Source organism: Luteolibacter sp. (genome assembly GCF_039920825.1).
GTDB lineage: Bacteria > Verrucomicrobiota > Verrucomicrobiia > Verrucomicrobiales > Akkermansiaceae > Luteolibacter.
Window position 1 is genome coordinate 1 of record NZ_JBDSCX010000045.1, and the last position, 23,855, is coordinate 23,855.

The following is a 23,855-nucleotide window of genomic DNA, read 5'->3' on the forward strand; positions in this document are numbered from 1 at the left end:
TTGGAGGATTTCCCATTCGGCGTCGGTCAGGCTGCTAGGATAACTTGGCATGGCAAGCTTCTCCAATACATGACCGGATTAGTACAGATTAAAAGTTGGGAATCAGATGTTTTTAAGACAGCCTCTAAGCAACGAAGTCTCACGGGCCCTCACCCGGAACGCCGGGAAATGAATTGATACGAACCCACCAAAACTCTAGCAACTACTCATGCAAAAACGCACCGGTTGGACTTTGCTTGGAGCTTCGGTTGTCGGTCCGATCATCGGCTTTCTCATGGCCTGCGTCGTGACCTACGTCATGCCGACGAAATACGAAAGCGAGGCGGTCATCGAGGTGGATCAATCGCGATCTGCTTCCGGATCTACGGCCATGACTCCCCTAATTTTCGGAAGCGATTTTGAAATGCTCAGGAGCAGCAAAACCCTCGGGAAAGTGGTTGATCGTCTTGGACTCGCGAACCGCTGGGCGGTGGACAAAAATACCGCGATACGGATTTTGAAAGGGATGATGTATAATCAGAATATCCATGGGACAGATTTGATCTCCATCCGGGTGCGCGATACAGACAAGGAGGAGGCACGGAATATTGCGGCCGAAGTGGTGCTGGCATATCAGATCGTCCGCGATGCTGCCATTGTTGAAGAGGAACAACGTAGGGATTTAGCTCTAAGACGAGTGATTCGCGATCAGGAGGACTTAACAGATGAACATCGAAAGGCGGTAAAGCGCTTTAGTGCTCAAGGACCGGCCGAATTCTACGACGAGTCACAAATAAACCTGTCTAGGGCAGAGATGGACTTGGAAAATTTGCGGTTAAAACTGCTTGAGGAAACCATTCATAAAAAAGAGCGGCAGAAAAATATCATTGTCCACGAAGAACCCCAAATCGCCGATGCTCCAATTTCCCCGAACGTCCTTCTGAATCTTTCTCTTGGAGCCTCGCTGGGTTTCTTGCTTTTCCAGTTGATTGCCTGGCTGGTAGTCGCAGCCGTGAACCACCGTTCCCCTCAGCAGACGTCTTTTGACGACTGACGGAGCCGCGGCCCTCCAGACGGAAGAGCCGGACAGCAGGCTGTCACGGCAAAGCGGCAGCAGGCTGCCGCAGTCCATGGCGCTAGTGCCCGAAGAGGCTGCGCAGTTCTTCGGCGATCACGGCGGAGGCCTCGGCTACGGTGATTTCCTTTCCCGCCTCGTTTTCCAAACAACTCATGCTCACTCCGTCGATGCCGCAGGGCGTGATCGCGAAGAAGGGCGGCAGGCTTTCTTTCGTGATGTTGATGGCGAAGCCGTGCATGCTGATCCATTTTCTAACACCGACACCGATGGAGGCGAGTTTGCGGTTTTCCACCCAGACGCCGGTGAGTCCGTCGCGGCGGCCGGCGTTCACGCCGAATTTTTCGCAGGCGCGGATGAGTGCGTCTTCGAGTTTCCGAAGATGTTCGTGAAGATCCTTGCTGCGGGATGTTAAATCGAGAATCGGATAGCCGACGAGTTGGCCGGGGCCGTGGTAAGTGGCTTGGCCACCGCGGTTGATTTCGTGGACGGGGTAGGGGAGCAAATGGGGATCGCGGAGGGAGGACTGGTCGCGCAGCCGGCCGATGGTGTAAACCGGGTGATGCTCCAGCAGAAGGATCGTATCAGGGCCGGTGCCGTCGAGGATCGCCTGAACATGACCCTCCTGAAGCCGGAGTCCGGCTTCGTAAACGATGGGAACGGGGAGATGGATGATGTCCAACATGGGAGGTTGAGGGTTGGGGGAAAGATGGAGAGTTTGCGATTTTTTTCCCGGCTCTCAACCATCAAATCCCAACTTTTTTCATACGAGCCTGCGCTCGAGAAGTTTGGCTTTGAGGGGATCGGACGCCTGCAGGTGGGCCATCCCGATCGCGAGGGCGTCGGCGGCATCGGACGGCGGGGTTTCGGCGAGTCCCAGCAAGGCACGGACCATGAAGGCGACCTGCTTCTTGTCGGCGTTGCCATTGCCGACGACGGCCATTTTCACCTTCTTGGGCGAATATTCATAGACGCGGATTCCATGGTCGGCGGCGGCGATGAGAGCTGCGGCCCGGGCGGCTCCCATGGAAATGGCGGTCTGGTGGGACTGGACGTAAATGATGCCTTCGACGGCGATTTCATCCGGCTGGAATTTCTGGATGATGTTGACCAGATGCGTTCGGATGGCCGAGAGCGCGGCGGATTGCGGGATGGCTTTCGGGATGGAAATCACGTCGAACGCGAGGACGACCGGCTTGCGAGGATCTCCTTCGAGCACGGCGTAGCCGGTATTTCTAACGGCCGGATCGATGGAGAGCACTCGCATTTTCAGGAGATGGGTTCCACAAGAACCAGGGGACTTATTTCTCGATAGCCGGGGCCGTGGGCTTGATTTCGGCCAGCAACGCTTCGGCTGTTAGTTCAACGAATGAACCGGGAGCGCCGGAATAGTGGATCTTGCGCTCGCCGTCGAGAACGTAAACAAGAGGCCAGGTGCCGACGCGGTATTGCTGGGCGAGTTCGTTTTTCGGATCGGAGAAATTAGGCCATGGAACGGTGCCATCGCTTTGGAGCACCCGGAGTTTTTCCAAGGTGTCGTTGTTGACTCCGATGACGGCGAGGGGTTTGCCCTTGAACTTGTTTTGCAGCGCGGTGGTGACTTCGACGACCCGCTTGGCGTCGGAGACGTTGCTGTTCCAGAAGAGCAGGACGATGACCTTACCTTGGTTGGCGGAGAGGGAAATCGCCTTGCCCGCGCAATCGACACCGACGAGATCCGGGGCGACGCGGCCCTTGGTGAGAAAGCGGATGATGTAGAGCTCGTCTTCGGCGAGTTTGGCAACCGTGGAGCCGTCGAATTCCACGTCGGCGCTCTGGATGATGGCCTTGCGCAGGTAGGTGAGGCGTTTGGCCATGATTTCAGCGTTGTCGCCGAGCGTCTTGAGCTGCATCGCGGCCCCGAGCGCGGCGACGCCCTGGATTTTTTGATCCGGATTGGTGTCTTTGATTTTTTCCAACAGCGCCAACGAGCGTGGATCCGGGCTGGCGGCAAGGGCGGAGCAGACAGGAGTAAGTTTGGGACTCTTGAGGTGGCTGGTCTCGATGGCCTTGCGGATCGTTTCGCAGTTCTTGCTGAAAATCGGTTGGGGCGTTCCGGTCTCGTCCTTGGCGAGCAGGCCTGGCGTGATGCGGAGGAACCAGGAGGCGGGTTCAAGCGTCCACTCTTGATTGAGCGAGCTGCCGATGGCCGCCCACATTTCCTTGGCGGAGGGCGTGGCATCGGGGCGGCTGCTCCAGGTTTTTGCACGATCTTCAGGCGTGGCGGCGATGCGCATTTCCAAGGCCCATTTGTCCATGGAGGCCTGATAATTTTTCTGAATGCGCAGGGCGTCGGCCGGGGCGGCGGTGGTGCGGGCGAAGGCCAGCAGGGAAAACAAGGCGATGAGGCAGCTCAAGCGGTTCATGGTTCGGAAGGTAGTAAGCGGGACGCGGATGGGAAACCTGAAATGCGCGGCGGCGCGGGATCACGCCAGCCGGGCTGCCGCAGTCTCGCGTGCCCAGCGGTCGGCTGCAACCACGGCTTCGAGGGTGCTTGACGGTTGGACGAGGTGGGCATCCATGACCGCTGCGACGCATTCCCAGATGCCGGGAAATGGAATTTTCTCCGCACGGAAGGCATCGACGGCGACTTCGTTGGCGGCGTTGAAAACCGCGGGCAGCGTTCCTCCGACCGTGCCGGCGCGGCGGGCGAGATCGACCGCTGGAAAATCGGCAGTGCGTGGCGCTTCGAACTCCAATTTCGCCAGCGCCGGGAAATCCAGCGGGCGCAAAAGTCCTTTGACGCGCCTCGGCCAGGTCAGCGCGTATTGAATCGGAAAACACATGTCCGTCCGACTGAGCTGGGCGAGGATCGAGCCATCGGTGAACTCGACCATCGAGTGGACGATGCTCTGCGGATGGACGACCACATCGATGCGGTCCATGCCGATGCCAAACAGCCAGCGGGCTTCGATCATCTCGAGGCCCTTGTTGAAGAGCGTGGCGGAATCGATGGTGACTTTCGGCCCCATTTCCCACGTCGGATGCTTCAGTGCCTGGGCGAGGGTGACGTTCGCGATCTGATCGGATGGAAGCGTGCGGAACGGCCCGCCGGATGCGGTTAGAATGAGCCGGGAAATTTCGGCCCCGCCGCCACGGTGACCGTCGAGGCATTGGAAAATCGCGTTGTGTTCGCTATCGACCGGGAGGAGTTTGACTCCACGTTTTTCGGCGGCGGCGGTGATGATTTCACCGGCCATCACCAGGATTTCCTTGGAGGCAATGGCGAGGTCCTTACCGGCCTCGATGGCGGCCAGCGCGGGATGCAGGCCGGCGGTGCCGACGATGGCGACGAGGACGACATCCGCATCGGTTAGGATGGCGAGTTCCAGCAGGCCTTCGGCACCGAGATGGATTTTCACGTCGGTCGGGAGCAGGGCGCGGAGCTCGCTTTCTTTCGAGGTATCGTAAAGCGCGACGTGGCGAACGCCGGTTTCACGCGCTTGTTCCGCGAGCTTCGCGACATTTCCACAGGCGGCGAGGGCGATGATTTCAATCTCGTTCGGCAGCTCGCGGGCTACCTTGAGAGTGGAGCAGCCGATGGAGCCGGTGGAGCCCAGCAGGACGACGCGGCGTTTGGGCGGAGCGGCATTCATGCGGCGGGAAGGAGAACCCATTTCAGATAGAAATACAGCGCCGGCGCGGTGAAACAGATGCTGTCGATGAGATCGAGCGATCCGCCGATACCGGGAAGCATCCGCCCCGAGTCCTTCGCATTGATCGATCGCTTGAGCACGCTCTCGGCCAGATCACCGATGACGGCCAGGATCGAGAGTAGGAAGCCGAGGAAAACCACATGGCCCCAGCTTTTGAAAAAACCGAGATGCTGGGGAAACAGCGCGTAAAGTCCGCAGGCGGCGAGTTGTGAGAAAAGCAGGGCACCGCCGAATCCTTCCCAGGTTTTTCCCGGGCTAACATGAGGGATCATCTTGTGCCTGCCGATCATCGAACCGACGATATAAGCTCCCATGTCGGTGAACTTCGTCACGGCTAACAGCCAGAGCAGCAGGAACGATCCGGAATTGCCGACCATGCCGGGTACCGCATTCGCGCCCGGTGCGAGGAACGTCACGCGGGCTGAGAAATTGAAAAGAAGCGCGATGTAAACGAAACCCAGCAGATTGACCGCGACCGTTTGCAGGGTTTCAAGCCCGCGGATGGGCTGGCGGAGCTGGAGGGTGAACGGGATGCCGGCCGCTAGAAAAACGAAAAAAGTGTCGATGTCCCTGTGCAGGGATTTTCCGCCCTGTTGGAAATGCCAATACAGAATGCCGCTGTAGATCGCCGCCAGCGTGATGCCGCAGCATGAGAAGCATTTCACGCCGGCCGCGCGCATCATTTTGAAATACTCGACCGTTGCCACCATCGTTAGGAATCCGATCAGAGCGAGCATCGCCCAGGCCTGGTGGCTGACGAAAATCGCGGTGACGAGCCCCCACAGGAAAAGCGTGCTGGCACTCCGCCGGGCGAAGACGAGGGCTTTGGATTGGGCGGGTGGCGGCGGGTTGTCTGCCATTGGCGGGGGAATCCAAGACGGCGGCGGCGGGCGTGGCAACTCATTCCATCGGAAGCCGCGCAACCTTTTTTCACAACCGTGGTTTGATGGGCAGACGAGACCGAATGCAGGCCTCCGAATCACAACCGAAAACTACGATGAATACGACAAAACTGATTACTCTGGGTGTCATGATCGGCGCCTGTTCCTTCGCTTCCGCTCAGGACACTCCGCCGGCTCCTCCCGCAGGACCACCGCCGCAGCGCCAACTGCCACCGGAACTGCTCGCGAAATTCGACACCGACAAGGACGGCAAACTCTCGGACGACGAGCGCAAGGCGATGCAGGCGGAAATGAAGGCCATGCGGGAAAAGCAGCAGGCCGAAAATCTCAAGAAGTATGACAAGGACGGCGACGGCAAGCTTTCGGACGAAGAGCGCAAGACCATGCGCGCCGACCAGGAAGCCAAGATGAAAGCGCTTCTCGAAAAATACGACGCCAACAAGAACGGCAAGCTCGATCCTGAAGAAGCCAAAACCGCCAAGGATGCCGGTGAGGACGTCCCAATGTGGGGCGGACGCGGACGTGGTGGCCCGGGCGGACCTGGTGGCCCGGGTGGCGGCAAGCGTGGTGGCAAGGGCGGCGGTGCTCCAGGCGGAGAAACTCCACCACCTGCACCTCCCGGCGAGTAATTCCGGCAGGATCTAACGAGATTCTCTGAATTCAGCAGCCGCGGATCGGGTTCACCGGTCCGCGGTTTTTTCGTGAAAGGCGTGGACGTCTCGTCCACGCTTCCCATCATCTCAAAGATCCTGCTCGATGGCCTTGAGCGTTAGGAAAAGTTCCTGCCAGCGCTTCAGGCGGGGCTCCACGGCCAGTTTCTCGCGGGCGAGGTGGGTTCTAACGGCCTCCAGCGAGGAGGCGTAATCCTGGAAAACGATGCGCAGCGCTTCCTCGTAATCAGAACGCAGGGTGCTGGCGAAACCGCCGCAGGTATCCAGCAGGCGACGTTGGAAATCCGCAGTGATGGACTTGCGCGTGACGATGGCGGTTAGAGATCCGCCTGCCAAAAACAGCGCGGCGAGACCGCAGAAGATGGCGGGTGCCCACGGCACGCCGAGGGCTCCGCAGGTGGCTCCGGCGCTGGTGAGCAGCAGCGTCATGAAAGTGAAGGATTTCAGCGCGAGATTCCGGCGGCGCAGATCCTTGTCGAGTTGGTTGCGGACCTTGAGATTGCCGATGCCTTGCCGAGCCGCACGGCCGAGCCGTTGCACGAAGCGGGTTTTCGCCGTCGCCAGCGTTTGATCGAGTGGATCGGAGCTCCCGAGATCGACGCCCATCGAGTCCTGCACCCGGTCGCACAATTCCGTCCAGTGCTCGCGACAAACCTCGACCACCTCGACGCCATCCGTTTCGGCGACGGCTTCGACGGCGGATTGCAGGCGCTCGATAAAAACGGACTCCATCGTCGGCCCGGTGCGATCGCCGGTGAACAATCGCAAAATGGATGGAACCACGCCGAGCTTGCCGCGGAGTTTTTTGGAAGCCCAGATGGCCTCGGATTCGAACACCTCGGCCACATTAGTTAGATGGCGCGGCAGCCGCTGCACGAAGCGTTCGCGGATGTCGTCGATTTCCCGCTCGATGGTGTCGAGGAAACGGCCTTGCGTGTTGAGAGTGTGCGTCTGCCGCTCGATTTGATCCTCCACCGTGCGCAGCGCGGTCGCGGCTTGGGCGCGCCAGCCTTCGAGCGCGGCCTTGCGTTCAGGGGATTCGCAGACTTTTTTCGAAATGAAACTTTCCAGCTCCGGATAACCGCTGGCCTTCATCAGCTTTTCCGCGAACGGATTCGATCGCTTCGCTTCGAATGCCATCTTGCCGGATACCGCGAACACCGGCGGGGAGAAGCCGATGCGTTTCATCGACAAATCCCTCATGTGTCCCTGGATGACGCTGATGTCGATGGCCTCGCGCTGGTCCGCCTGTTGGATGATGAAGACGACCCGCTGCAGGCATTCGGGTGTTAGTTCCGAGATGAAATTCCACGTCGCCGCCCCCCACGGGTTGGTGACCGGGAAAACGAAAAGGATCAGATCGGCGGACGGCAGGAACTTGGCGGTGATTTCCTGATGGCCCTGGACGATGGAATTGGTGCCCGGCGTGTCGATCAGGTTGAAGTCGCGGAGAAATCCGATAGGCCGATGCCGCTCTTCCAACATCGGGGTGATCTCGACATCGCGCGACACGCCGCCGAACTGATACCACAGCACCCGGTCGGTTTCCGGCAGGATGTTGGTCCGGCAAAGGTCGCGGCCGAAGAGGCCGTTGATGAGCGAGGATTTTCCTGCGTTCACCTCGCCGCTGACGACGAAAAGAAATGGCGGGCCCAGGCCCTTTTCGATTTCCGCCAGCGGCAGCTTGTCACCGAGTTCGGTGGAGGTTTCCGCCGCGAGCCCGACGATACCACGCATCACTTCCGCCAGCCGTTCTCGGGTCGCGAAGTAGCGTTCACCGAACATGGCGTAACTCACGGCTGTTAGCGAAAAAGGGGACTCAGGAATTCGAAGGGGCGACCGCGGCTTGGGCGGGGGCCGGCTCGGTCTTCATGGCCAGCAGTTGGGAAACCGTGACAAACTTGAAGCCCCGGCTGAGCAGTCCGTCGAGCGTCGCCGGCATCGCGTCCACCGTCTGGCCGTGGAGGTCGTGGGACAGGACGATGCCGCCCGCGGACGCGCCTGCTAGAATCCGCGAGGTGATCACGTTGGCACCGGGGCGCTTCCAGTCGAAGGGATCGACTGACCAGAGAATGATCGGATAGCCGAACTCGGCGTGCACCATTTCGCGCTGGCGTTGGAGAAGACCGCCGTAGGGCGGGCGCATCGTGCGCGGCTGGATGCCGGCGGCGCTGCCGATGGCGTCGTGGCAGCGGCGGAGATCCGCGCTGATTTCCGCATCGCTGAGTTTGCTGAGCAGGCGGTGGGTGTTCGAGTGGTTGCCGATTTCATGGCCTTCCGCGACGGTGCGGCGGACGATTTGCGGATAGAGATTCACGCTCTGGCCGATGACGTAGAAGGTCGCCTTGATATTGCGGGCGCGGAGCATGTCCAGCAGCCGCGGCGTATTCTGCGGGTGCGGCCCGTCGTCGAAGGTCATCGCGATGTAGTTGCCGGAGACCATCACCCGGGAAAATGAAATCCCCGAGCCTTTCGAGAAATCCGAACTCAGCGACATGTCCGGATTCCGCGGCACCGGGCCTTGGATCGACGGCGTGCGGTAGGCCGTATTTGAAGGAGTTTTCACCGGAGCTGCCCCCGCGGCGATCGGCGGCTTGGTTTTCAGCGGTTCTGCGGCGGCACAACTGGTCAGCGTGGCGGCGGCGAGAAGGAATCCGCGGCGGGTGAGCGTGCCGAATTTCTCCTGCTCGGGCGAATCCGCCTGGAGTGAGGAGCTGAGGAGCTTGTAGCCGAGGGCGTTGAGAGGATTGTCCATGGGAAATAGGGGGCGCAGCGGGAAAGTTGCAGGGAACTTAATGAAACAGCGGCCCGTGTCACGTCTCGTTTTCGGCCGGAAGAATAGGTCTTATAGGTCCCATACGGCCTATTCTTGATTCTTCAGAAACGCGTGCCTTGGTTGAGAGCGTGAATGGCTTCGCCGTCGAGGGCATGGAATGAATAAGAGCGGCGCAGGGTTTCTCCGAGGTAGGATTTCGCAGCGGCGGTGGCGTCCGGGAGGGATTGGCCGAGGGCGAGATTGGCGGTGATGGCGGCGGAGAGCGTGCAGCCGGTGCCATGGGAGCCGGGGACTGAAATACGCGCGGCGGTGAAGCGATGGACATTTCCGTATTCCATCAGCAGATCGATGCACACCGGACCATCGAGGTGGCCGCCTTTGAGGAGGATGGCGGTGCCGAACATTTCGGAAAGCTTGCGGGCGGCGGGTTCGAGCGAGTTTTCATCCAGGATGCGTTCACCGAGCAGGGCTTCGGCCTCAGGGAGGTTCGGGGTGATGACGGTGGCCAGCGGCAGAAGCAGGTTTTGATAACAATCGATGGCGGCCGGCTCAAGCAGGGAGGCACCGGTGGAAGCGATCATCACCGGATCCACCACCAGCGGGATCTCCGGAAACTTGCGTAAAATCTCCGCCACCGCCGTTACGTGCGCTGCGGAAAAAAGCATCCCCGTCTTCACCGCCGCCACCGGGAAGCTTTCCAACAGCAGCGCGATCTGATCCGCCACCACCTCCAACGGCACCGCGTGCACCGCTCTAACGACATTCGCCGTTTCAGAAACCACGCACGTCACCGCCGTCAGTCCATGCACCCCGAAATGCTGGAACGTCTTCAAATCCGCCTGGATCCCGGCACCCGCCGAACAATCCGAACCCGCGATCGTCAGCGCTACCGGAATCCCATTCGTCATGCCGCTGTCATAGCGCCTCCAGCGTCCTCGGCAACTCCCGACTTCCCATCGGGAGCGGGAACCTTATTGTCCATTTCTCTTCCCCATGAGTAAAGGAATGGGATCAAGACCTGTGCTTCTGATTCATTCTCCCGCCGCTCGCGTTCATCAGTCCACTCGCTCAAAAAAATGATCCATTTAGGCGTATATCGTTTCGGCAGGAAGCGGGTGGCTTGCCGCAATACCTACTGTACCGTTTGTGATTCCAGCCAGTTTTCGGAGGGCTACAGATCGATCCTGGTAGTGCATGTTTTTTGGATCCCGTTGCTTCCGATTGGGACGGATGTCAGATGGTTTTGCGCTAAATGCAGGAATACAACCGATGCGAAAAGGCCCAACCGCCCTTTCGTCCTGATTGCCGGAATGGTCTGCGGGGTGGTGTTGGTGGGCGTGGGAACCATGATCGGCATGACAACGGGGAATGAGTGGAATACCGGTGCCTGCATCATATTGTTCGGGGCGATCATGGCAGCACTCCTTTTCTATCTGATCAAGAAGCAGAATTACGGCAGGTATGTGGAGTCAACCCGGGCGGTAACGCCATTGAGTGGCGAGTCTTGCCCCTATTGCAAGACACCCCTCTTCGCCAAATTGCAGCCGAGGTGTGAATCGTGTCGTGTTAATATTGTAACGGGGCAGGGGACTTTGCGTTAAGTGGATAGCTGCTGGTAAAGATTGACTTGCCGTGACCAGGGGAAGAATCGCCTCGCCAATTCCGAGTGGGTATCCATGAAGTGTCGGATAGAGCCGCGATGTCCCGGCGAGCTTGTGAAGTTCCGCTATGAACTCCCCATCGAGTTATTCGTGTGCATGGCTGTATTGACAATTTTTGTTGTCCCGAATGGCTCCGACGTTGATCGAGCGTCTAAGGCTCGCGATCATGTGGAATCCATTTTGGCGAAATCTGCTTGCCGCCCTGTCACACTCCGGGTTCACCTACGTTCCGTGATATTCCCCCTTCTTCATGCGCTCGCCTGTTTCGCTCTCGTCGTCGCATCCCTTGCGTGGCGGGTGCGTTCTGAAAACAAGTCCCGCGCCCATCGTTTCCTGTTTCCCTACATCGTCGGAGTAGGACTTGCCGCCATCCTTCTGCTCGGGTCGTGGTTCAAACCGCTTCTGATGGAATACTTCACCGCGAAATCTTCCGGAGCCATCGCCATCATGAGCTACCGAGTTCATGGTCCATACGCTTGGGTTTATTTTTCCGCCGCGGCCCTGCCATTTGTTCCCGTCATCGGGATCGTCCCCTCCGTCGGGCGCAGGTCGTTGGTGATGGCTTGTCTCGGGGCGCTTGCGCTCCTGCCCGCCACCTTCAGCCTGTCCTTTGCTTTGGGTGTCCTCCCAATATGAAATCCCACACCGCCATCCTCCGCAAGATCGCGGCGATCGTCCTCATCCTGCTGAGCATCGCCTGGATTTGGGGCGCGGCGGCGCCGATCCGGTACTTCCTGGTCGGAGATCGTGAGGTGTCTGTTTTCATCCTCGCCGTCGTGCCCCTGCTTATTCTTCCCGGAGCGCTCGGCATCTTTTTCGGAATTGGTCTCTATCGGGAAATGTCCGAAGAGGCGGTGAAAGGAATCGTCGGCCTCGCTGCCGTGTTAGGTGCCTTGAAGATCTCGACGACCCTCACCGCCGTTTTTCCCCGCCTGCTTCCGGACAAAGTCGCCATGCCTCTCTATTTGCTCGTAGGCACCCTGATCGTCATCCCGACCTACGTGTGGCTGGTGGGGAAGCTGTTGGAAATGTCGGGCCACGGCAAACCGCGTCTGTCCGATCTGCTGGGGCGTGGGGCGCTGTTGCTAGTCGCATGGCAGCTCTTCCTCGTCCTCAGCGAGGTGATCCGCGAATACGCTCCTCTCATGGAAGGGGAGAAATACCTTCACGAGGAACCCTGGGACCTGCTAGGCCTGCTCATTCCCATCGCCGTCGCCTACGGCTTCTACCACATCACCGCCGCCTGCATGAAACTGCCGCCGTCTGGAAAACGCCGCACCGCCGCGCCGCGGGTCACTTCTGGCTCATGAACTTTTCCCTCATGCATGCGCTTGCCTGCATTGCGCTTATCGGCGCGGCACTTTTTCGGCGGAGGGGGGCTTTGGCGATGATGGCCGCGCCCGCCGCTTCTGTCGGTCGCCGGGATCATCCCCTCCGTCGGGCGCAGGCCGATGCCGGTGATTTGCCTCGAGCTGATTTCCCTCCTCGCCGACTTTTTTGGTTTGATCTTCTTCTGACCGTTTGGGGCGCGCGGATTGCCGATAAATCCGGGATCCGATATTCCAAACCCGCATCATCTCCATTTTTGCGTTTTCTTGCGCCTTTTTGCGGCTGAAACTCTTCGAATCAATTGCTACTCCGAGCCTGATTCGTGCTTGGCAGGTCTTACACGGCACGGAAAGATTGCGAGATGGCAGGCGAGATTCGCGAATTCGAAGGACTCAGGGTAAAAGTGGACGATGTGATCTACATGCCCAGCCTCGACGCGCCGCCGGAGAAGCCGCATCCGTTCGTGTATTTCATTTCGATCCACAACGACTCGCCGGTGCCGGTGACGGTGCGCGGCCGCAAGTGGGTGGTGCACGAGGACGAGGGGGAAATCTCGGTGGTGGAGGGCGACGGGATCGTCGGCCAGACGCCGATCATCGAGCCGGGCGGCCATTTCTCCTATAACAGCTATCACGTGGTGTCGCGCGGCGCGAAGGTCTCCGGCGCGTTTTTCGGAGAGACGGGGACAGGCGACTGGGTGTTCGCGAGGATCCCGGAGTTCCGGCTGGAGATTCCTAATTGGGCGTGAGGGGAGTTGAGAGTTTGGAGTTGAGTGTTGAGAGTTGGAAAAGACGAAGATCTTTCTCTTCTCTTGCTCTCAACACTCAACCACCGACTCTCAACTTCTTCAAAAAATCACCGCATCCATCCGGATGTCGTGAGGCTCGGAGAAGGTGTCTTCTACCAACTGTTGCGGGAAACAAATGCCGATCTTGAGCGCGTCCGGCCGGGCGTTGGCTAACAGCCGGTCGTAGAAACCGCGGCCGCGGCCGAGGCGGCCGCCGTCTTGATCGAAGGCGAGGCCGGGGCAGAGGAATGCGTCGATTTCGCGCAGCGGGACTTCGGGCGTGTCGGGGTGGGGCTCGAGGATGCCGAAGGATCCGGCGGTTAGGTTTTCGCCGGTATGGAAGGTGAGACGGTGGCCGGCGACTTTCGGATAGACCCAGCGCAGTTCCGGGTGGCGGGCGATGGCGGCGGACGGATCGACCTCGCCGGGGAGCGGGGAATAGACGGCGATGGTGCGCAGCGCGGGGCGGGCGGCGAGCCAGCGGTGCAGGGCCTCGCAGACGGGGGCTGAGTCGGTTTCGTGGTCGCGCAGGATCTGCCGCATGGTGACGCGGAGCTGGGATTTTTGGGGAGTTGATTCGGGAATTGCCACTTGCCAACAATCGGTCTTCTCCCATCCTTAGTCCTGATGATGCGAATTTGGCAAGCAGCGGCGGTATTTTGCGCGGCGACTTCGATTCTCGGAGCGGAGGAAAACGGCAAGTCGTTCGCCTGGTCCGGGCCGAAAGTGGTGCAGAGTATTTTCAATGAGGACCTCGGGATGCTGGATTCGGAGCGGGATGAATATGCGACGAACCTGGCCGGCATCGCCGGGAACGCGGTGGCGAAGGCGAAGGCATCGCCCGCATCGCTGGCGGACGCCCGCCGGATGCTGGCGCTGGCGCTCCAACTCTCGCCGCGCAACAAGCGGGCGGTGGTGCTGAATTTCCAACTGGCGAAGGGCGTGCTGCCGGAACCGGTCGAGGGTAACTACAGCCCGCAGGTATTCGCCCGGCTGATTCTAACACGCGGGCAGCTCCTGGAAAAACAAGGCGGCGAGGAGAACCAGAAACTGGCCCGTTATTTCATCCAACTCGCCGCGGAACTGGATCCGAAAAACGAGGATGCGGTTTATGCAAGCGAGGTGCAGCGGCTGGACCATGGGGTGTTGGACTGGTCGGCGGTGACGGATGCGGAGAAGCCTTGAAACTGTTCTTTCAAAAATGATCGGCCCCATCGTTAAACGATTTCAACTGAGCCGTCGACGGAAGATCTATCAAATCGGCGCAGAGCTTTGCCGATTCATTGCAAAAGATATCAAGCGAGAGATCAGAGTGCTTGATGCTTCTGGTATCGATGAAGGATACGTGGTGGCGCAGGTAAGAACACAGAATGTCCTCCATGCTTCGGTGGGAAGAGAGCCGGAATCCCCATTTGGTGATCCTGAAATTCTACATGTGGATCGTGCTTGGCTCTGGGGTGGTGAATCTTGGGGAGGTGCCGAAGCGTTGAGGCCACGTATCCCTTTGATTACAGCCAGCGACCTGAAGGACCTCCTTTCTTCGGTGTTCCCTCAAGCCACATTCGAGAGTGAAATCACGAATGCGGATTTTGGCTCGTGGAGGCTAACAGTAACACAAGATTACAAGGAGATTGAATTCGTATGGGGGCCACTTTCAGGCTTCGGAGGAATCGACCCGGAAATCCACAATGAAGATGTTTTCGCCCACTGTGACGAGTATCTCTATAGTAAGTACGCAGCAATCGCCTTCGCCAGGGATCATCTGAAAATCGAACAGGCAGAAGAAGGTGATCCTAATATATAACCTGTCAGAAGCCCAATTTTTTATGCCTCTAGAAATCGAACGCAAATTTCTCGTCGCTAACGATTCGTGGTGCGACGGTTCGCCGGGGATCGGAAGGGGATGTGTATTGAAACGCTCTGCTGGAAAGATGAAGCGCATCTTTATCCCAGCATTTTCCATCCTGATCGCTGGTTGTGCGGCGCTTTCGACTGGGAGAAAAGGCAGCATTATGGTCATGGAATTCGACAATCATGGAGGATTCTCACACGCAGGGCGGAAAATCGAGTTTTTCGACGACAAGCGCTTTCGTGATACTCGATACACGGACGTTCGGGGGGATGATCAAACCGAGGACGGGACCTACGAGATGGGGGACGGCCGGATCACGTTGGAAGGACGGGGACGGGATCGTGAAGTACTTTGTCGCGCTCGCTTTGAAGGTGAAGTCTACTGGGTTCATTCCGGAGAAGAGAAGAAGGTGGCGAAGCCGGGCGAGTCCCATTTTCGGCAGATCTCATTGCGACAGAATAGCGTTCTCTCGGCAAAGCCACTTCAGTCGAACTAACAAAAGAATCTCTTCAAAATGGCTCACTATGATTTGCAGAATCCCCGACTTCTGGCTGACTTTAACGGCTATTTCGGCGACATCCTTTGTTTGTCGCATACTGATTCATGCAGAACTGAAGCCGGGGATTTAATTTTTCTCGAAGAAGGAATGATCGTTACCGCATACGACGAAGATTGGAATGAGTCGGATAAAAGGGATGATCTTATTGCGACCGGCGTGGTTGAAAGATCTCCCCAGTCGCTTGCTTGCCGTGGATCACAGTGGTGCCTGAGAATCGATGAGAACGGGGGTCGTCATGAATCACAACTTATAACAAAGCAGTAGTTGCCATGCCCCTAGAAATCGAACGCAAATTTCTCGTCGCTAACGATTCGTGGCGCGACGGCTCGCCGGGGGTGCGGATCTCGCAGGGATATCTTGCGCGGGATGGGGAGCGGACGGTGCGGATCCGGATCGGAGGGGAGAAGGCGTGGGTCACGATCAAGGGGCGCAGCGTGGGAATTTCGCGGCAGGAGTTTGAATACGAAATTCCGGTGGACGAGGGGGGGGAGTTGTTGGGGCTGTGTTTGCCGTCGGTGATCGACAAGACGCGGCATGAGGTTTTTCACGCGGGGCATGTGTGGGAGGTGGATGTTTTCCACGGCGAGAACGATGGCCTGGTGGTGGCGGAGGTGGAGCTAGAGGACGAGTCGATTTCCCCCGAGCTGCCGCCGTGGGTGGGAGCAGAGGTTTCGGCGGATCCACGGTATTTCAACTCGCGTCTGGCAGTGACTCCTTACGCGAATTGGTAGCTGGTCCGGGGCGGCGGGATAATGTTGAATCTCCCGCTTGCCAGAGTCGGTGATCTCCTTACCCTTGGCGAAGAATCTCACATGAAAATCTGGCTCGATGGTAAATTGGTGGACGAATCTGAAGCGAAGGTGTCGGTCTTTGACCACGGCCTTCTCTACGGGGACGGTGTTTTTGAAGGCATCCGTATTTATAACGGTCGCATTTTCCGTTTGGAGGAGCACATCCACCGGTTGTTCGATTCCGCCAAGGCGATCATTCTGAATTTGCCGTGGACGCAGGATGAAGTCTGCAAATTTACCTGCGAGACGGTAGCGGCAAACGGCCTGAAGGACGGCTACATCCGGCTGGTGGTGACCCGCGGTGCCGGTGAACTGGGATTGAACCCTTATCTTTGCCCGAAGCCGTCGATGTTTATCATCGCCTCGACGATCAAGCTTTACCCGGACGAGACTTACCGCGACGGCCTTGCGATCATCACGTGCGCGACACGCCGCCCGGCACCGGGCGCGCTGATGCCGCAGGTGAAGTCGCTGAACTACCTGAACAACATCATGGCGAAGGTCGAGGCGATCCAGGCGAACGCGCTCGAAGCGGTGATGCTGAACGAACAGGGCTACGTGGCCGAGTGCACGGGCGACAATTTGTTCCTGCTGAAAAAGGGCGTGCTGTTGACGCCGCTGATTTCCGATGGCGCGCTCGACGGCATCACCCGCGCGGTGATCATCGAGCTCGCGGAGAAGCTGGGCGTGCCCGTGAAGGAGTGCTCATTGACACGGTATGATATATTCACGGCTGACGAATGTTTCCTCACCGGCACAGCGGCGGAAGTGATTCCCGTGGTTGCTCTCGACCGCCGCATCATCGGGACCGGCAAGCCCGGCCCGTTCACCGCCCGTTTTCTCGAAGCGTTCCACGAACTCGCAACGAGCACTGGCACTCCCTATGCTTGAGTGAGATAATTGATCACGATGATGAAGTGTGATTTCTGCGACAAAAAGGCCACCGTGTTCCTGACGCAACTCGTCGAGGGGCAGATGAAAAAGGTATGCCTTTGCGACAACTGCGCGAAAGAACGCGGAGTCACGGATCCCACGGGGTTTTCGCTCGCGGATCTGCTGCTCGGCGGCCTGCCGGGCGGGCCGGGGACAACCACGACGGTCACGGCCAGTTCGGCGTCGCCGGTGCCTGTTGGAAATGGCCGGAAATGCCCGACTTGCGGATTCACGTTGGATGATTTGCGCCGAGTCCGGAGGTTTGGTTGCAGTGACTGCTATGCGACCTTCGGCGAGGAAGTCACCCAGATGGTTCGCGGGATGCACAAGGGCACCACGCACATCGGCAAGGTGCCGGAAGGCTTAATGGCCTTGCAATATCGCCACCAGCGGATCGAGGAACTTCGGTCGCGTCTTGATCAGGCGATCGCCTCGGAAAGCTATGAAGAAGCCGCGGGGATTCGCGATGAAATCCGCAACCTCGACGAAGTGAGACAATGATTTTTTTCCCGAACCCTATCCAACACCAGACATCGCCATGATGCGTTTCACCACTCTCATCAAGCACCCCGCCGATTGGATGACCGGCGGGCAGGGGGAGCATGGTGCCGTGTTGACCTCGCGGATTCGCCTGGCGCGGAATCTCCGGCGTCACCCGTTTCCCGGTTGGGCAAAGCGGGATCAGCGGGCAGCGGCATTGGATCTCATGCGGCCGGCGGTGGAATCGCTGCCGGCGATGAAGGATGCGTTTTCCCACGAACTGGGCGATCTCACTTCGGTGCAGAAGCAGGTGCTGGTGGAACGGCATTTGATTTCCCGCGAGCATGCGGCGCGGGGAGATGGTTCGGCAGCGGTGATCGAGCGGCGTCAGACGTTCAGTCTGATGTTGAATGAGGAGGACCACCTCCGGATGCAGGCGATCCGGCCGGGACTTCAGCTCACGGCGGCGTTTAACGCGCTTTCCGCTTTGGATACGGAGTTGGAGGAGGCTCTCGAATTCGCATTTGATCCGACGCTCGGCTACCTCACGACCTGCCCGACGAATCTCGGAACCGGCCTGCGCGCTTCGGCGATGTTGCATTTGCCCGGCCTCGTGCTGAGCGATCAGATCGGTCAGGTGCTGCAGGCGGTGAACAAGATCGGCCTCGCGGTGCGTGGGCTTTATGGCGAAGGCACCGAGTCGCTCGGCAATCTCTATCAAATTTCCAATCAATCGACCTTGGGTGAAAGCGAGGAAACGATCATCCGACGCTTGGAACGGGTGATTTCGCAAGTTTCGAATCACGAGCAAAATGCCCGCGAGAAGCTGCTGGAAGACGATCCGGAGATGGTTTCCGACAAGATCGGCCGCGCCTACGGGGTGCTCCGCCACGCCCATATCATCGATTCGAAGGAAGCGCTGAACCACCTGTCGCTGCTGCGGCTCGGTGGAACACTTGGGTTTTTCTCCCCGGAAACCGTCATGCTGTGCGACAGTTTGCTGATGGATATCCAACCGGCACACCTCCAGCTACACTCGGGCCGCAAGCTTTCTCCGGAAGAGCGCGACTCGATTCGTGCGGAAATCGTCCGGTCCCGTTTGCAATCCCTCGAATCACCTGATAATCGTATCTCAACAAACGACGAAAAGAATTTCACCGAACCCTCCAATCCAGGCGACGCATGAACAACTTCACCCCACGCGCTCAACAAGTCCTCGCTCTCGCTCGTAAAGAAGCGGATCGATTCAACCACTCCTATGTCGGCACCGAGCACTTGTTGCTCGGTCTGATCAAACTCGGCCAAGGCGTCGCCGTCAACGTGCTCGAACGCATGGGCCTTGAGCTCGAAGCGGTCCGCATGGAGGTCGAAAAGGAGGTCGGCTCCGGGCCGCCGCAAAAAGCCGCCGGAAACATTCCCTACACCCCGCGGGTGAAGAAGGTTCTCGCCCTCGCCAACAAGGAAGCGAAGGCGCTCAACCATTCCTATGTCGGCACAGAGCATCTTCTGCTAGGACTGCTCCGCGAAGGTGAAGGCGTCGCCGCCCGCGTGCTAAAGCGCCTCGACGTGGACATCCAGCGCACCCGCAACGAAATTCTAGCGGAAATCGATCCGAACTTCTCGCCTGACGATCAGGATGACGATGACGACGACGAGGAACTCGAAGAAGGCGATGGCCCTTTCGAGGATGAATCCCAATCGCAGGCTCCCAGCGCCGAGAGCGAAGGCAAATCGAAAACTCCGGCGCTCAAGGCATTCGGCCGTGATCTAACGAAAGTCGCGCGTGAAGGCGGACTTGATCCCGTGATCGGCCGCGAAAGCGAGATCGAGCGCGTCATCCAGATCCTCTGCCGCCGGACGAAGAATAATCCGGTGCTTATCGGTGAGGCCGGTGTCGGCAAGACCGCCATCGTCGAAGGACTCGCGCAGGAAATCGCCACCGGCAATGTTCCTGAAATCCTCCGCGACAAGAAAGTCATCACCCTTGATCTCGCACTGATGGTCGCCGGCACGAAATACCGTGGCCAGTTCGAAGAGCGCATCAAGGCGGTCATGGACGAGATCCGCAAAGTGAAGAACGTGATCCTTTTCATCGATGAGCTGCACACCATCGTGGGTGCCGGTTCCGCCGAAGGCGCGATGGATGCCTCCAACATCATCAAGCCCGCCCTCAGCCGCGCCGAGCTGCAGTGCGTCGGTGCCACCACGCTCAACGAGTATCGCAAATACATCGAGAAGGACTCCGCGCTGGAGCGCCGTTTTCAACAGGTCAAGGTCGATGAGCCATCCGTCGATGACGCGATCAAGATCCTCCAAGGCCTTCAGGAAAAATACGAATCGCACCACAAGGCGAAGTTCACTCCGGAAGCCATCGAGGCTGCTGTCAAACTGACATCACGTTATCTAACCGCCCGCTTCCTGCCAGACAAGGCCATCGACGTTCTGGACGAGGCCGGCGCGCGCGCGCGCATCGGCACGATGACGCGTCCGCCTTCGATCAAGGAGCTCGAAGCCGCGATCGAACAGATCAACCGCGACAAGGTTTCCGCGATTGCCGAGCAGAATTTCGAAAAGGCCGCTTCTCTGCGTGACGACGAAAAACACGCCAAGAAGAACCTCGAGGAAACGCTGAAAAACTGGCGTGCTTCGTCGGAGGAAACCATCGTCACCGTTACCGATGACGACATCATGGCGGTCGTTTCCAAATGGACCGGAGTTCCACTCCGCCGCATGGAAGAGAAGGAAGCGGAGAAGCTTTTGAAAATGGAAGACGAGCTCAAAGGCCGTGTGATCGGCCAGAACGAAGCCGTCATCGCCATTTCCAAGGCCCTTCGCCGCTCGCGTGCGGACCTCAAGGACCCGCGCCGCCCGATCGGTTCGTTCCTTTTCCTCGGCCCCACCGGCGTTGGCAAAACCTACCTCGCCCGGAATCTAGCGGAGTTCATGTTCGGCGATGCGGATTCGTTGATCCAGATCGACATGTCGGAATACATGGAGAAATTCACCGCCAGCCGATTGATCGGCTCGCCTCCGGGCTATGTCGGTTATGAGGAAGGCGGCCAGCTTTCCGAAGCCGTCCGTCGTCGTCCGTATTCGGTCGTGCTCTTCGACGAAGTCGAGAAGGCTCACCCCGATGTCATGAACCTGCTGCTCCAGATCCTGGAAGAAGGTACCGTGACGGATTCCCTCGGTCGCAAGATCGATTTCCGCAACACCATCATCATCATGACCTCGAACGTCGGGGCCTCCACCATCAAGCGCCAGACCTCGCTCGGTTTCGGTGCCATGGCGGAAGACGAAGCCGATCATGATGGCATGAAGGACAAGATTCTCGAAGAGTCGAAGCGCTATTTCAAACCCGAGTTCCTCAACCGGCTCGACGGCCTCGTCGTTTTCCACATGTTGGAAAAAACCGACCTCAACCAGATCGTCGATCTCGAAGTCGCCAAACTCGTCAAGCGCCTCAAGGAAAAAGACATCCACCTCACCCTCACCGACGAGGCCCGCGATCTCCTCGCCACGAAAGGCTTCGATCCGGCCTACGGTGCCCGTCCGATGCGGCGTGCGGTCGAGCGTTTCCTCGAAGACCCTCTCGCCGAGGCTCTGCTGCGCGGCGATGTGAAGCCCAAGGACTCGGTCAACGTGGTGAAGAAGTCCGAAGCCGAGGAACTCGATTTCGTCTCAACCCGTCCCGAATCCCAAGAGGAAGTCAGCGGCGCTGGCGTTTGAGCTTTGCCTTGCCTGACAGGCAATTTCGGTCAAATCTGCGGCGAAGATCGTTCATCTACGGTCTTCGCCGCTTTTTGAATCCATGCATCGATTCCCCCTGAAAACCCATTGGTTGAGTCTGCTCCTGGCGATCTGTATCGTCGCGGTGCCTCAGGTTAATGCACAGGTGGCAACCTCGAAAACCGTAGCTCCCAAAGTGGTGGTGCCCACCGGCAGACGTCCGGTGGCTCCCGTTCAAGCACCTGCCGCGGCACCTTCGAGAATTCTCTATCCTTGGAAAACTTTCGTCACCTGCACCATTTTCTGGATCGGGGAAACCCCCACGGACCGCAACCCGACTCCTAACAATAAATCGTCCTGGGATCAGAATTGGTCGGCCAATTTCGGAGGTTTCGACGATCCGGAACCGGCCAACCGGATCGCGAACCACACCACCGGTGAATTCCGGCCCAAGTCATTCGTTCCCAAGCTGAATCCGTTCTATATCGCGCTGCCCTACAACGATGTGATCGGTTCGAGCGCCCACAAGCCCGAAGCATCGCGGGTCATCCCATGGTTTGCGCGTATGAAGCCGGAACCGGGCCAGACCGTTTGCAAAGGCCGCTGGGTGCAGATCTACAACGGCAGCCGCAGTTGCTACGCCCAGTGGGAGGATTGCGGCCCGTGGACCACCGACGACTGGGAATTCGTGTTCGGAACAAAGCCACCGAAAACCACGCAGAACGGTGCCGCCGGCATCGACCTTTCCCCGGCCATCCGGGATTATCTCGGCATGCACTCAGGGCAGAAGGTGCACTGGCGTTTCGTCGAGTCCGGGCAGGTTCCCTACGGCCCGTGGAAAAAATATGGCCAGGATTCTCCCGCCGCGAACAACCCCGACGCGCTCGCCCAACAGAAGTATCTCGAATACCTGAGAAAACTCAGGGACGAGCAGTTCCAGAAGAAGTCGATCAGCGAGATTCAGAACTAACCGACCCACTCGCCGGTCTTTAGGAAATGCAAACTCAGCCGGATGGTTTCCGGGTGCATCTGGATGAAGGTGTGGTCGGCGTTGATCACGGAAAAGCCAGCCAGCCCGTCGATACGGCCCTTCGCCGTGGTGACGATGCCGTCATTCTCCAGTCCTAGCAGATTTTTGAAAACCGGCACGGACGAGCGGTTGCCCATGATTACGGCGGCTTCGGTTCCAGCAGGCAACGGGGGAAGTGAACCCGGGATGCCGTCGCTGCCAAGCGCACGGCCTGCGGGGCCGAGAACGGTGTGAAGCAGCGGGTGCCGTTTCGACCAGTCCACAATCTCGCTGCCGCGGTTCGGCGGGGCGAGCATGATGATTTTTCCGGTCTCCCACGGCACGCCTTCCGCCAAGAGGGCTCTCACGAGAATTCCGCCTAGAGAATGGGTAATGAAATGGATCGGCTGATCTCCCGCGATTTTTTCGACTTGGGATCGGATGCGGTCCGCCAAGGTGGCGATGGGCATCCGGCTGGACGGGTAGGGGAGATTCAAGGTCGAAAATCCCTCGCCCGCCAAAGCCCGTGCAAGGGGTTGCATGGCCCGCCAACCGCGCCAGAGGCCGTGAAGCAGGACCACAGGCGGTCCGTCACGGTCGTTCCATTGCGGGCGGTCCCACGGAAACGGCGGTGTGAGCATTTCCGCCTTGTCTCGCCATTGTGAGAGTACCTGCATGCCGGTCACTTTGGGCGATCATTCGGATTCTCGCAACCGTGGACCCATCGGGAGATCGGGTAAATTCTTCACTTATAGAGAATTTCCGGGTCCGGCTTGGAATAAGGGTTCATTCTTCTTGACTCAGTTTGGCTGGAGGCCTAAATCGCCGCCCCCAAACGAACTTTTACCTCTGATTCCCATGGCCAACGCACAAGTTATTCTCAAAGAAAAAATCGAAGGCCTAGGTGCCGAAGCTGATGTCGTTAAAGTCCGCGCCGGATACGCTCGGAACTTTCTGATTCCTCAAGGCAAGGCGTTCGAAGCAAGCAAATCGAATCTCCGCCACGTCGAAGCCCTCAAGACCAGTCGCGCTGCACGCGAAGCGGAAGAACTCGTCGGACTTCAGGAAATCGCCGTCAAGATTGCCAAGCTCAAGCCGAAGTTTGTGCTTTCCACCGGCCAAGGTGGCAAGGCATTCGGCTCGGTGACCAACATCGACATCCATAAGGAACTCGAAGCCGCCGGCATCGTCATCGACCGCCACACCATCGAGCTCGACAAGCCGGTGAAGAAGTCCGGCAAGACCGAAGTCCAGATCCGCCTCCATCCGGACGTGATCGCCACGCTGATCATCTCGGTGGACGCTGGCGCTGAAGAGAAGGAAGGCTGATCCAACGCCACTCACGAAAAACCCCCGGGCCGCTAGACGGACCGGGGGTTTTTGTTTTGGCGCGCGAACTCCAATGAGAATGTTAGACGAGCCCTTGGCGGAGGGCCTTGGAAACGGCCTCGGTCTGCGAGCGGACCTGCAGCTTCCGATAAACCGAACGCAGGTGCATGTCCACGGTGTGTTGGGAAATCGAGAGTTCGTCGGCGATTTCCTTTTTGATCAAGCCGCGAACGAGGAAGCGCAGCACATCTTCCTCACGGTGAGTGAGGGGATCGATGTGCTCGACGGGACCGTAGCG

At 58.7% G+C, this 23,855-nt stretch carries 27 protein-coding genes; 16 read left to right on the top strand and 11 right to left on the bottom strand.

The window, feature by feature from the left end; all coding sequences use genetic code 11:
* Positions 1-208 precede the first annotated feature (208 nt).
* Complete coding sequence (locus ABIQ96_RS14715; protein WP_348215366.1) at positions 209-1,033, top strand: hypothetical protein; 825 nt, start codon at positions 209-211, stop codon at positions 1,031-1,033.
* An 82-nt stretch (positions 1,034-1,115) separates the two neighbouring features.
* Here the strand turns inward: ABIQ96_RS14715 and lipB are convergent, their stop codons facing one another.
* The 5 genes from lipB to ABIQ96_RS14740 all read right to left on the bottom strand — a co-directional run bounded on the left by lipB (position 1,116) and on the right by ABIQ96_RS14740 (position 5,609).
* Positions 1,116-1,739 (bottom strand): lipoyl(octanoyl) transferase LipB, encoded by a 624-nt coding sequence (gene lipB / locus ABIQ96_RS14720; protein WP_348215367.1) that lies wholly within the window; start codon positions 1,737-1,739, stop codon positions 1,116-1,118.
* 78 nt (positions 1,740-1,817) lie between these two features.
* Positions 1,818-2,321 (bottom strand): crossover junction endodeoxyribonuclease RuvC, encoded by a 504-nt coding sequence (ruvC, locus tag ABIQ96_RS14725; protein WP_348215368.1) that lies wholly within the window; start codon positions 2,319-2,321, stop codon positions 1,818-1,820.
* A 34-nt stretch (positions 2,322-2,355) separates the two neighbouring features.
* Positions 2,356-3,459 carry a redoxin domain-containing protein gene (locus ABIQ96_RS14730; protein WP_348215369.1) on the bottom strand — a complete coding sequence of 368 codons (1,104 nt, stop codon included), beginning with the start codon at positions 3,457-3,459 and terminating at the stop codon, positions 2,356-2,358.
* Between the two features lie 60 nt (positions 3,460-3,519).
* A complete protein-coding gene (gene dxr, locus ABIQ96_RS14735) occupies positions 3,520-4,710 on the bottom strand; it encodes a 1-deoxy-D-xylulose-5-phosphate reductoisomerase (protein ID WP_348215370.1) in 1,191 nt (396 codons plus the stop codon).
* Complete coding sequence (locus ABIQ96_RS14740) at positions 4,686-5,609, bottom strand: CDP-archaeol synthase (protein WP_348215371.1); 924 nt, start codon at positions 5,607-5,609, stop codon at positions 4,686-4,688. Before ABIQ96_RS14740 ends, dxr begins: the two co-directional genes overlap by 25 nt.
* A 137-nt stretch (positions 5,610-5,746) precedes the next feature.
* On the opposite strand from ABIQ96_RS14740, the gene ABIQ96_RS14745 reads away from it, so the two are divergent.
* Positions 5,747-6,280, top strand: coding sequence for a hypothetical protein (locus ABIQ96_RS14745; RefSeq protein ID WP_348215372.1), 534 nt, complete (start codon positions 5,747-5,749; stop codon positions 6,278-6,280).
* A 111-nt stretch (positions 6,281-6,391) separates the two neighbouring features.
* Here ABIQ96_RS14745 and ABIQ96_RS14750 read toward each other — a convergent pair whose 3' ends face one another.
* The 3 genes from ABIQ96_RS14750 to thiD form a co-directional block, all read right to left on the bottom strand.
* The gene (locus ABIQ96_RS14750) at positions 6,392-8,119 is read right to left on the bottom strand and encodes a dynamin family protein (protein ID WP_348215373.1); all 1,728 of its coding nucleotides are present in this window, start codon (positions 8,117-8,119) and stop codon (positions 6,392-6,394) included.
* A 22-nt stretch (positions 8,120-8,141) separates the two neighbouring features.
* On the bottom strand, positions 8,142-9,077 hold the full coding sequence (locus ABIQ96_RS14755; protein WP_348215374.1) for a polysaccharide deacetylase family protein: 936 nt from the start codon (positions 9,075-9,077) through the stop codon (positions 8,142-8,144).
* A gap of 122 nt (positions 9,078-9,199) precedes the next feature.
* The gene (gene thiD / locus ABIQ96_RS14760; protein ID WP_348215375.1) at positions 9,200-10,006 is read right to left on the bottom strand and encodes a bifunctional hydroxymethylpyrimidine kinase/phosphomethylpyrimidine kinase; all 807 of its coding nucleotides are present in this window, start codon (positions 10,004-10,006) and stop codon (positions 9,200-9,202) included.
* Positions 10,007-10,990: 984 nt separating this feature from the next.
* On the opposite strand from thiD, the gene ABIQ96_RS14765 reads away from it, so the two are divergent.
* The 4 genes from ABIQ96_RS14765 (at position 10,991) to ABIQ96_RS14780 (ending at position 12,836) form a co-directional block, all read left to right on the top strand.
* Positions 10,991-11,395, top strand: a complete 405-nt coding sequence (locus ABIQ96_RS14765) for a hypothetical protein (RefSeq protein WP_348215376.1) — start codon at positions 10,991-10,993, stop codon at positions 11,393-11,395.
* Positions 11,392-12,069: a hypothetical protein gene (locus tag ABIQ96_RS14770; RefSeq protein ID WP_348215377.1), complete on the top strand. Its 678-nt coding sequence runs from the start codon at positions 11,392-11,394 to the stop codon at positions 12,067-12,069. Before ABIQ96_RS14765 ends, ABIQ96_RS14770 begins: the two co-directional genes overlap by 4 nt.
* Complete coding sequence (locus tag ABIQ96_RS14775) at positions 12,066-12,374, top strand: hypothetical protein (protein ID WP_348215378.1); 309 nt, start codon at positions 12,066-12,068, stop codon at positions 12,372-12,374. Before ABIQ96_RS14770 ends, ABIQ96_RS14775 begins: the two co-directional genes overlap by 4 nt.
* A 75-nt stretch (positions 12,375-12,449) precedes the next feature.
* Positions 12,450-12,836: an ApaG domain gene (locus tag ABIQ96_RS14780; protein ID WP_348215379.1), complete on the top strand. Its 387-nt coding sequence runs from the start codon at positions 12,450-12,452 to the stop codon at positions 12,834-12,836.
* 99 nt (positions 12,837-12,935) lie between these two features.
* Here ABIQ96_RS14780 and ABIQ96_RS14785 read toward each other — a convergent pair whose 3' ends face one another.
* Positions 12,936-13,466 carry a 5-formyltetrahydrofolate cyclo-ligase gene (locus ABIQ96_RS14785; protein ID WP_348215380.1) on the bottom strand — a complete coding sequence of 177 codons (531 nt, stop codon included), beginning with the start codon at positions 13,464-13,466 and terminating at the stop codon, positions 12,936-12,938.
* A gap of 36 nt (positions 13,467-13,502) precedes the next feature.
* Between ABIQ96_RS14785 and ABIQ96_RS14790 the strand changes: the two genes are divergently transcribed.
* The 9 genes from ABIQ96_RS14790 (at position 13,503) to ABIQ96_RS14830 (ending at position 22,189) form a co-directional block, all read left to right on the top strand.
* Positions 13,503-14,060 carry a hypothetical protein gene (locus tag ABIQ96_RS14790; RefSeq protein WP_348215381.1) on the top strand — a complete coding sequence of 186 codons (558 nt, stop codon included), beginning with the start codon at positions 13,503-13,505 and terminating at the stop codon, positions 14,058-14,060.
* A gap of 16 nt (positions 14,061-14,076) precedes the next feature.
* Positions 14,077-14,679 (top strand): hypothetical protein, encoded by a 603-nt coding sequence (locus ABIQ96_RS14795; protein WP_348215382.1) that lies wholly within the window; start codon positions 14,077-14,079, stop codon positions 14,677-14,679.
* A 22-nt stretch (positions 14,680-14,701) separates the two neighbouring features.
* Positions 14,702-15,223: a hypothetical protein gene (locus tag ABIQ96_RS14800; protein ID WP_348215383.1), complete on the top strand. Its 522-nt coding sequence runs from the start codon at positions 14,702-14,704 to the stop codon at positions 15,221-15,223.
* 332 nt (positions 15,224-15,555) lie between these two features.
* Complete coding sequence (locus tag ABIQ96_RS14805) at positions 15,556-16,017, top strand: CYTH domain-containing protein (RefSeq protein WP_348215384.1); 462 nt, start codon at positions 15,556-15,558, stop codon at positions 16,015-16,017.
* A gap of 81 nt (positions 16,018-16,098) precedes the next feature.
* Positions 16,099-16,968, top strand: coding sequence for a branched-chain-amino-acid transaminase (gene ilvE / locus ABIQ96_RS14810; RefSeq protein ID WP_348215385.1), 870 nt, complete (start codon positions 16,099-16,101; stop codon positions 16,966-16,968).
* Positions 16,969-16,986: 18 nt separating this feature from the next.
* Positions 16,987-17,511 carry a UvrB/UvrC motif-containing protein gene (locus tag ABIQ96_RS14815; protein ID WP_348215386.1) on the top strand — a complete coding sequence of 175 codons (525 nt, stop codon included), beginning with the start codon at positions 16,987-16,989 and terminating at the stop codon, positions 17,509-17,511.
* A 37-nt stretch (positions 17,512-17,548) separates the two neighbouring features.
* Positions 17,549-18,676 (top strand): protein arginine kinase, encoded by a 1,128-nt coding sequence (locus ABIQ96_RS14820; protein ID WP_348215387.1) that lies wholly within the window; start codon positions 17,549-17,551, stop codon positions 18,674-18,676.
* Positions 18,673-21,219 carry an ATP-dependent Clp protease ATP-binding subunit gene (locus tag ABIQ96_RS14825; RefSeq protein WP_348215388.1) on the top strand — a complete coding sequence of 849 codons (2,547 nt, stop codon included), beginning with the start codon at positions 18,673-18,675 and terminating at the stop codon, positions 21,217-21,219. The genes ABIQ96_RS14820 and ABIQ96_RS14825 overlap by 4 nt, the downstream gene beginning before the upstream one ends.
* 82 nt (positions 21,220-21,301) lie before the next feature.
* Positions 21,302-22,189 carry a hypothetical protein gene (locus ABIQ96_RS14830; RefSeq protein WP_348215389.1) on the top strand — a complete coding sequence of 296 codons (888 nt, stop codon included), beginning with the start codon at positions 21,302-21,304 and terminating at the stop codon, positions 22,187-22,189.
* On the opposite strand, the gene ABIQ96_RS14835 is transcribed toward ABIQ96_RS14830, so the two are convergent.
* Complete coding sequence (locus ABIQ96_RS14835; protein ID WP_348215390.1) at positions 22,186-22,905, bottom strand: alpha/beta fold hydrolase; 720 nt, start codon at positions 22,903-22,905, stop codon at positions 22,186-22,188. The genes ABIQ96_RS14830 and ABIQ96_RS14835 overlap by 4 nt on opposite strands.
* Positions 22,906-23,086: 181 nt before the next feature.
* On the opposite strand from ABIQ96_RS14835, the gene rplI reads away from it, so the two are divergent.
* Positions 23,087-23,557 (top strand): 50S ribosomal protein L9, encoded by a 471-nt coding sequence (gene rplI, locus ABIQ96_RS14840; protein ID WP_348215391.1) that lies wholly within the window; start codon positions 23,087-23,089, stop codon positions 23,555-23,557.
* Between the two features lie 82 nt (positions 23,558-23,639).
* On the opposite strand, the gene ABIQ96_RS14845 is transcribed toward rplI, so the two are convergent.
* Positions 23,640-23,855 (bottom strand): helix-turn-helix transcriptional regulator (locus ABIQ96_RS14845; protein ID WP_348215392.1); only part of this gene is annotated, 216 nt, incomplete at its 5' end.